Annotated in this window: 8 protein-coding genes; 7 read left to right on the forward strand and 1 reads right to left on the reverse strand. The window is 73.5% G+C overall.

All coding sequences use genetic code 11. From position 1 onward, the window contains the following. Positions 1 to 104: 104 nt before the first annotated feature. From GWI24_RS38060 to GWI24_RS38075, 4 genes are all read left to right on the forward strand, one after another. Complete coding sequence (locus tag GWI24_RS38060; RefSeq protein ID WP_210950615.1) at positions 105 to 1664, forward strand: FG-GAP and VCBS repeat-containing protein; 1560 nt, start codon at positions 105 to 107, stop codon at positions 1662 to 1664. 285 nt (positions 1665 to 1949) lie between these two features. Continuing rightward, positions 1950 to 2390 carry a thioredoxin gene (trxA, locus tag GWI24_RS38065; protein ID WP_210950616.1) on the forward strand — a complete coding sequence of 147 codons (441 nt, stop codon included), beginning with the start codon at positions 1950 to 1952 and terminating at the stop codon, positions 2388 to 2390. After that, the gene (locus GWI24_RS38070; RefSeq protein WP_210950617.1) at positions 2383 to 3030 is read left to right on the forward strand and encodes a histidine phosphatase family protein; all 648 of its coding nucleotides are present in this window, start codon (positions 2383 to 2385) and stop codon (positions 3028 to 3030) included. Before trxA ends, GWI24_RS38070 begins: the two co-directional genes overlap by 8 nt. An 88-nt stretch (positions 3031 to 3118) precedes the next feature. Continuing rightward, positions 3119 to 3544, forward strand: coding sequence for an OsmC family peroxiredoxin (locus GWI24_RS38075; RefSeq protein ID WP_044575881.1), 426 nt, complete (start codon positions 3119 to 3121; stop codon positions 3542 to 3544). Here GWI24_RS38075 and GWI24_RS38080 read toward each other — a convergent pair. Next, positions 3519 to 4142: a hypothetical protein gene (locus tag GWI24_RS38080; protein WP_210950618.1), complete on the reverse strand. Its 624-nt coding sequence runs from the start codon at positions 4140 to 4142 to the stop codon at positions 3519 to 3521. The two genes, GWI24_RS38075 and GWI24_RS38080, sit on opposite strands and share 26 nt — an antisense overlap. Positions 4143 to 4324: 182 nt before the next feature. Here GWI24_RS38080 and GWI24_RS38085 point away from each other — a divergent pair, with 182 nt between their 5' ends. The 3 genes from GWI24_RS38085 to GWI24_RS38095 form a co-directional block, all read left to right on the forward strand. After that, positions 4325 to 5101: an IclR family transcriptional regulator gene (locus tag GWI24_RS38085; RefSeq protein ID WP_210950619.1), complete on the forward strand. Its 777-nt coding sequence runs from the start codon at positions 4325 to 4327 to the stop codon at positions 5099 to 5101. After that, complete coding sequence (locus GWI24_RS38090) at positions 5098 to 5964, forward strand: SMP-30/gluconolactonase/LRE family protein (RefSeq protein WP_210950620.1); 867 nt, start codon at positions 5098 to 5100, stop codon at positions 5962 to 5964. The genes GWI24_RS38085 and GWI24_RS38090 overlap by 4 nt, the downstream gene beginning before the upstream one ends. A 142-nt stretch (positions 5965 to 6106) precedes the next feature. Beyond that, a partial coding sequence (locus GWI24_RS38095; RefSeq protein ID WP_210950621.1) for a hypothetical protein occupies positions 6107 to 6705 on the forward strand: 599 nt, incomplete at its 3' end.

The following is a 6705-nucleotide window of genomic DNA, read 5'->3' on the forward strand; positions in this document are numbered from 1 at the left end:
AGCGGTGAAGCCCTCGTCCGCGTCCGTACCCGTACCTCTGTGCCTGCCGTCCGTCGATGTGTCTGCCGTCCATGTCCGCTCGATCCGCCTTGCGAGGTGTCGCCGTGCGTTCGTCCGTTCCCGTTCCCGTCGCCGCCGTGGCCGTGTCCGTGCTGCTGATCGCCGGGTGCAGCGAGGGCGGCCACCCGGGGCGGAGGCCGGTGGAGGGGGCCACGAAGGGGGCTGCCGGTGCCTCGCTCGGGGACTTCAACGGCGACGGCTACGACGACTTCGCCACCGCCATCCGCCCCACCAGCGCCTCCCGGGGGCCGCTGCCTGCCCGGCTCGCGGTGGTCTACGGCGGGGCGCACGGCCTCGACCCGCGGCACCGCCTTGTGGTGAACGGCGCCGAGGACGACTACGTGGGCCCCCTGCTGCGCACCGATCTCGACCGGGACGGATTCACCGACCTGGTGACGGCGCGCTTCCGGCACGGCGGTTCGCCGCGGGCCGAGCGGACGGGGGAGACGGTGGTGCTGCGCGGCGGCCCCCGAGGACTGGCCGCGCCGCGCCCGCTCGGCGGCGGCGCGGCCGGATTCCTGGCGCTGGCCGCGGGGGACTTCGACGGGGACGGCGCGGCCGACCTGCTGGCCTCGGCGGCGGACGGCCGGGGTGACGGCCGGGGTGACGGCCGGGATGACGGCCGGAGTGACGGCCGGAGTGCCGTACGCGTGCTGTACGGGCCGTTCGGCGCCAAGGCTCACCCCGCTCGTACCGCCCCGCTCGGCGGCCCCACCGACCGGCCCCGCCGCAGAGCACCCGCCACCGCCACGGCCGGGGACTTCAACGGCGACCACCGCACCGATGTGGTGCTGACCTACCGCTACGGCCTCGGTCAGGCGGATGGGCCGGAACCCGGCGACACCGCCCCCCTCGACACCCCCGTCGCCCACTACCGCGGTGGCCCCAAGGGCCTGGTGCGGGACAGGCGGCCCGAGGCGCGCCTGGCCCATGCCCTCGGCACGGAGGACGGCCCGCGCGAGCCCGCGGCCGGGGACGCCGACCACGACGGGGTCGACGATCTGCTCGCGCCCGGCCAGGGGACGCTCGGCCCCGGCCGCCACCGCGGCTCCGGACGGCTGACCGTCGTCCACGGCGCCAAATCCGGTCTGGGCCGGGGGCGTGCGGATCTCACCGTCGATCAGTCCGGCCCGGGCATGCCCGGCGACGCACGGCGCGGCGACGGCTTCGGCGGCTCCCCGGCCGTCGGCGACATCACCGGCGACGGCCGCCCTGACCTCGTCGTGGCCACCCCGGAGAAGCACAACGGCAACGGCCGGCTCACCCTGCTGCCCGGCTCACGGCACGGGCGCGGCGGCGAGTACACCCCCGACCCGGCCAAGAGCCCGCACTGGGAGCACCGCCGGGAGCAGTCCCTGGACCTGGACACCCCGGGGGTGCCCGGCCGGCACACCCCGTACGGCTTCGACGCCTTCGCCCCGCAGCCCCCGCTGCTCGACGTCGACGGGGACGGACACGACGATGTGATCGCCGCCGCGCCCGGCTACGGCCACGGCAGGACGGGCGGCTTCTGGATTCTCCGGGGGACCGACCACGGGCTCTCCACCCGGGACGTACACCGCTTCACCCCCGCCGACCTGGGCATACGCTTCCGGACCGGCTAGGGCGTGTTTCGAAAGTAGCGCCGTCCGCCCGGAGGGCGGGCCCCGCGGCGTCTGGTGCGTGCGATCGCAAGGCGGAGGGTCGTCCTCGTAGTGGGCCTACTGGGACGATCCCGACAACGCAGCGAGCGTGCGTGCCAGGCGTCGCGGGGCAGGCGGGACTTTCGAAGCACGCCCTAGCCGTCCCAGCGGCCGCCGCCCCTGCCACCGGCCCGGAATAACGGCGGGCGGTGGCGGGGTTACCGTGCATGTGGCATCTGCCGACGTACGGAAGCGGGTAACGCAGGCATGAGCACTAGCACCGTCGAGCTCACCAAGGACAACTTCGACGAGATCGTGTCCGGGAGCGAATTCGTACTGATTGATTTCTGGGCCTCCTGGTGCGGGCCGTGCCGGATGTTCGCGCCCATCTACGAGAAGGCCGCCGAGCGCCACCAGGATCTGCTGTTCGCCAAGGTCGACACCGAAGCCCAGCCCGAGCTGGCCGCCGCCTTCGACATCCAGTCCATCCCCACGCTGATGATCGTGCGGGAGAACATCGCGGTCTTCGCCCAGCCCGGCGCCCTCCCCGAGCCGGCCCTGGAGGACCTCATCGGCCAGGCCCGCGACCTGGACATGGACACGGTGCGCGCCTCCATCGCCGCCGCGGCGAACGAGAAGCACGCCATCGACGAGGAGAAGGAGCAGGGCGCCGTGGGCGAGGAGAAGGCGTCCGGCGACCGTGGCTGAGCTGCTGCTGGTCCGGCACGGCGAAACCGAGTGGAGCCGGTCGCACAAGCACACCAGCCGGACCGATCTGCCGCTGACCCCGCGCGGTGAGGAGCAGGCACGCGCCCTGCGCGGACCGCTTGCCGCGCGGAAGATCGGGCTGGTCCTGGTCAGCCCGATGGACCGGGCCGTACGGACCGCGCGGCTCGCCGGGCTCGAGGACCTTGACCTCGAGCCCGACCTGCGCGAATGGGACTACGGCGGCTACGAGGGCATCACCACCGACGAGATCCACCGCACCCGCCCCGACTGGAACCTGTGGACCGACGGCGTGCCACCGGCCGGTCCCGACCACCCCGGCGAGTCGCCCGAGCGGATCGGGGCCCGGGTGGACCGGGTGCTCGCCCGGATCGCCCCCGAGCTGGAGTCGCCCGACGGCGCCGATGTGGTGCTGGTGGCGCACGCCCACGTCCTGCGGGTGCTCACCGCCCGGCGGCTTGGCCTGCCCCCGTCCGCCGGTGCGCTCTTCCGGCTGGACACCGCGACCGTCAGTCGACTGGGAAGTGAGCATGGTCACCCGGCCATGGTCGCCTGGAACGTAGGCTCGGAGTCGATCTCCGGACAGGGGGCCACCGGAAGCGGTGGCACCCCCGCCGGGTGATCACCTCTGACCCATAGTCACGTCCGGCGCTCCGCCCCCGACGGGTGGACGTCACCGACAGACCGACAGGAAGCAGGGAACACCGAGCATGGCTACGACGCGTACCGCGCACACCGTCTGGCAGGGCAATCTGGCCGAGGGCAAGGGGACCGTCACCTTCGACTCCTCCGGCATCGGCGAGCAGCCGGTCTCCTGGCCGTCCCGCGCCGAGCAGGCCAACGGCAAGACCAGCCCCGAGGAGCTGATCGCGGCGGCCCACTCCAGCTGCTTCTCGATGGCGCTCTCGCACGGCCTCACCCAGGCGGGCAACCCGCCCACCCAGCTGACCACCCAGGCCGAGGTCACCTTCCAGCCCGGCACCGGGATCACCGGTATCCACCTCACCGTCGAGGGCACGGTGGAGGGCCTGGACGAGGCCGCGTTCGCCGCGGCGGCCGAGGACGCCAAGAAGAACTGCCCGGTGAGCCAGGCGCTCGCCGGTACGGAGATCACGCTGTCGGCGAAGCTGGCCTGACGTCCTCCATACGCTGCAGCAGTCCCCAGGTGAACTCCGCCACGTAGTGGCGGAGTTCACCGTTCTCCGCCTCCGGCGCGTCGAAGGCGAGCCGCCAGCGGGTCGGCGCCGAGCCCTCCATGGGCCGCGCGGGCGCGAAGGCGCGCGCCACCTCGTCCACCGTGCAGGACCAGGGCAGCAGATCGGCGGCCGTACGCAACCGCGGCCCGGGCGCGCCCGGAGCGCGCACCAGCCACTCGTTCCACACCGCCCCGTTCGGCGCGGTGAGCACCTCGAACCGCAGATCCGGCCACAGCGGTACGGACCAGCTCAGCGCCTCGCAGGTCAGATCGCCGATCCGGCGGGTGGCGGTGGACTCGGGCGGGCCCAGCACGGAGCGGTAGCGGGCGACCGCCGAGCGCCGCCGCGGCGAGCGCTGCATGGCCTGCCAGCGGCGGTTGGCCTCGCGCATCACCGCACGCCCGAAGCCCAGCTCGCGCAGTGCGTCCTCGACCAGCCCCGGCTGATGGTCGGCCATCCGGCGCAGCAGTACGAGGACGAAGGGGAAGGGGGTGGGGAACGAGTCGGGCTGAGCGAATGAGCCGGGCGCGGAATCCATGGCTCCTATCGTGGCGTACGGGTGCGTCCCCGTCCGGTGGCGCAAGCGCTTCCCGGCACATCGTGCCTTTGCCGGACCATTGCCGGGGGAAGTCCCCTCCGCATAACCTGTGTTCGCGATACCGGCCACCGGCCGGAATCTCGAACGCTTGCCATCTGAACCAGAAGGGGAGGGCGAGCACTATGGGACGCCTGGTGCCCGCGGTGACACGGGCTCTGGACATACTCGAGCTCTTCCTGGACGGGGACGGCACGCTCTCCGCACCCGAGATCACCCGTCGGCTCGGGCTGCCCCGTACGACGGTCCATGAGCTGGTGACCACTCTGGCCGCCCGCTCCTATCTGGTCCAGGTCCCCGACCAGCCCGGCCGCTATCGGCTCGGGGTCCGGCCGTACCAGCTGGGCAGCCGCTACGCCGAGCAGCTCGACCTGGCCGCCGAGGGCCAGCAGGTGGCCCGGAGCGTCGCGGAGACCTGCGACGAGACCGTGCATGTCGCGATCCTCGAGGGCATGGACGTCATCTACATCGCCAAGGTCGACTCCACCCACGCCGTCCGCATGGTCTCCGCCGCGGGCCGCCGGCTGCCCGCCCACTGCACCTCGGTCGGCAAGATGCTGCTCGCCTCCCTCCCGGAGGACGCCCTGGCCGCGCGGCTGTCCGGCGATCAGCCGCTGGCCGCGATGACGGACAACAGCATCACCGCCCCCGCCGAACTGCGCCGCCACCTCGCCACCGTGCGCGAGCGCGGCATCGCGGTCGAGCAGCGGGAGTCCAATCCGGATGTGAACTGCGTGGCGGCTCCCGTACGGGACACCACGGGAAAGGTGGTCGCGGCGCTGTCGATCTCGGTGCCGACGATCCGCTGGAGCGATGAGCGCCAGGCCGAGCTGGAGGGGCTGGCCGCCAAGGGCGCGGGCGAACTGTCGGTGCGGCTGGGACATCGGAGGCGGGACATATGAGCACACGGCCATCGCTCGAGATCGCGGTGCGCGCGAGCGCCGTGCTCGGTGAGGGACCCACCTGGGACGCCGCCGCCCAGCGGCTGATCTGGGTGGACATCCTCTCCTCCCGTGTCCACACCTATGACCCCGCCACCGGCCGCCGCACCACCCTGGGCACCGAGCAGCACGTCGGCGCGGCCAAGCCCCGCGCGGGCGGCGGCCTGGTGGTCAACCTCCGCGACGGCATCGGGGTGTACGGCGCTGACGGCGGCTTCGACTGGCTGCTGCGCGAGGCGGTCCCCGGCCGCCGGGGCAACGACGCCGCCGTCGCGCCCGACGGCTCGCTGTGGGCCGGCACCATGCGCTACGACGAGGGGGCCGGCGGCGGCACGCTCTCCCGGATCGGGTCCGACGGCTCCCATACGGAGTTCCTGCCGGAGGTGACGGTCAGCAACGGCATCGGCTGGAGCCCGGACGGCCGCCTCATGTACTACATCGACACCCCCACCCGCCGTATCGACGTCTTCGACGTCGAGGGCCCCGACGGCCCGGTGGTCTCGGGCCGGAGGCCGTTCGCCGAGGTCGAGGAGGGCGCGGGCTTCCCGGACGGGCTGTGCGTGGACGCCGACGGCGCGGTGTGGGTCGCCCTGTGGGACGGCGCCGCGATCCGTCGCTACGCCCCTGACGGGACACTCGATCGGGTGGTGGAGCTGCCGTTCCCGCGCCCGACCGCGTGTGCTTTCGGCGGTGCGGACCTCACCGATCTCTATCTGACCTCGGCACGCGTCGGACTCGGCGCCGCCGCGCCGCCGCTCGCCGGGTCGCTGCTGGTCATTCAGGGTGTGGGACAGGGTCTTGCGCAGCCCGCCTTCGGCGGCTGAGCGGGGCCGGGCGGACCCCGGCGGTCGCCGGTTCGCCGGAAGACAGGGGCCTGACGAGGGCTTTCGTGCGGTTCTTTGCACAGGATCCTCACACCCCGCGTCCTGCTGACCTACCCGTTGGTCACATAACCTGCCCGGCGAAATGGATTACTGCTCTCCCTGCCGCCGCCATCTCAACGGTGCCGTCTCCTGCCCTGGATGCGGAACGCCCGTCGAGGACCTCGGGCTGCCCTCCGCCGCGTCGGACGCGGCGGACGAGGGCGGGGCCGAGGCGCCCGCCACGCGGGCGGAACGGCGGGCGGACCGCCGTACGGCCCAGGCTCCCCGTGCCTCCTCCGGTGCCACCGGCACCACTCGCGCCTCGCGCCGGAAGCCCAAGCCCCGGGGCCTCTTCGGCCGCCGCGCCCGTCGGGCCCGCCGGGGCCGGGGACGCCGGGTGGCGATCCTGGCGTCGGTGCTCGGCCCGGTGCTGGTCGCGGTGTTCGTGGCTGAGCTGGCCACCGAGGGGCACTGGCGGGAGTCCTCCCCGGCGCCCAGGCGGCAGGAGCCGGTGGCCGACCGCGACGGCGGGGTGACCGAATCCGCCGAGACGGTCGTCCAGGACACGACCGGCCCGAGCGCGGGCCCCTCGGCGGCGGACGGCGAGGACGGAAAGTCGTCCAAGGGCAAGGGCAAGGACGGCGGGGAGTCCAAGGGCGAGGACGACGACACCTCGCCCGATCCGGACGACGCCTCGTCCTC

Origin of the sequence: Streptomyces sp. MK37H (assembly GCF_018035285.1) — a bacterium.
In the GTDB taxonomy this organism is placed as follows: domain Bacteria; phylum Actinomycetota; class Actinomycetes; order Streptomycetales; family Streptomycetaceae; genus Streptomyces; species Streptomyces endocoffeicus.

Bases quoted from the DNA above. Each gene is read 5' to 3' on its own strand.
- GWI24_RS38090 (WP_210950620.1), top strand. From the start codon at position 5,098: ATGAGCACACGGCCATCGCTCGAGATCGCGGTGCGCGCGAGCGCCGTG.
- GWI24_RS38085 (WP_210950619.1), top strand. From the start codon at position 4,325: ATGGGACGCCTGGTGCCCGCGGTGACACGGGCTCTGGACATACTCGAG.
- GWI24_RS38080 (WP_210950618.1), bottom strand. From the start codon at position 4,142: ATGGATTCCGCGCCCGGCTCATTCGCTCAGCCCGACTCGTTCCCCACC.
- GWI24_RS38075 (WP_044575881.1), top strand. From the start codon at position 3,119: ATGGCTACGACGCGTACCGCGCACACCGTCTGGCAGGGCAATCTGGCC.
- trxA (WP_210950616.1), top strand. From the start codon at position 1,950: ATGAGCACTAGCACCGTCGAGCTCACCAAGGACAACTTCGACGAGATC.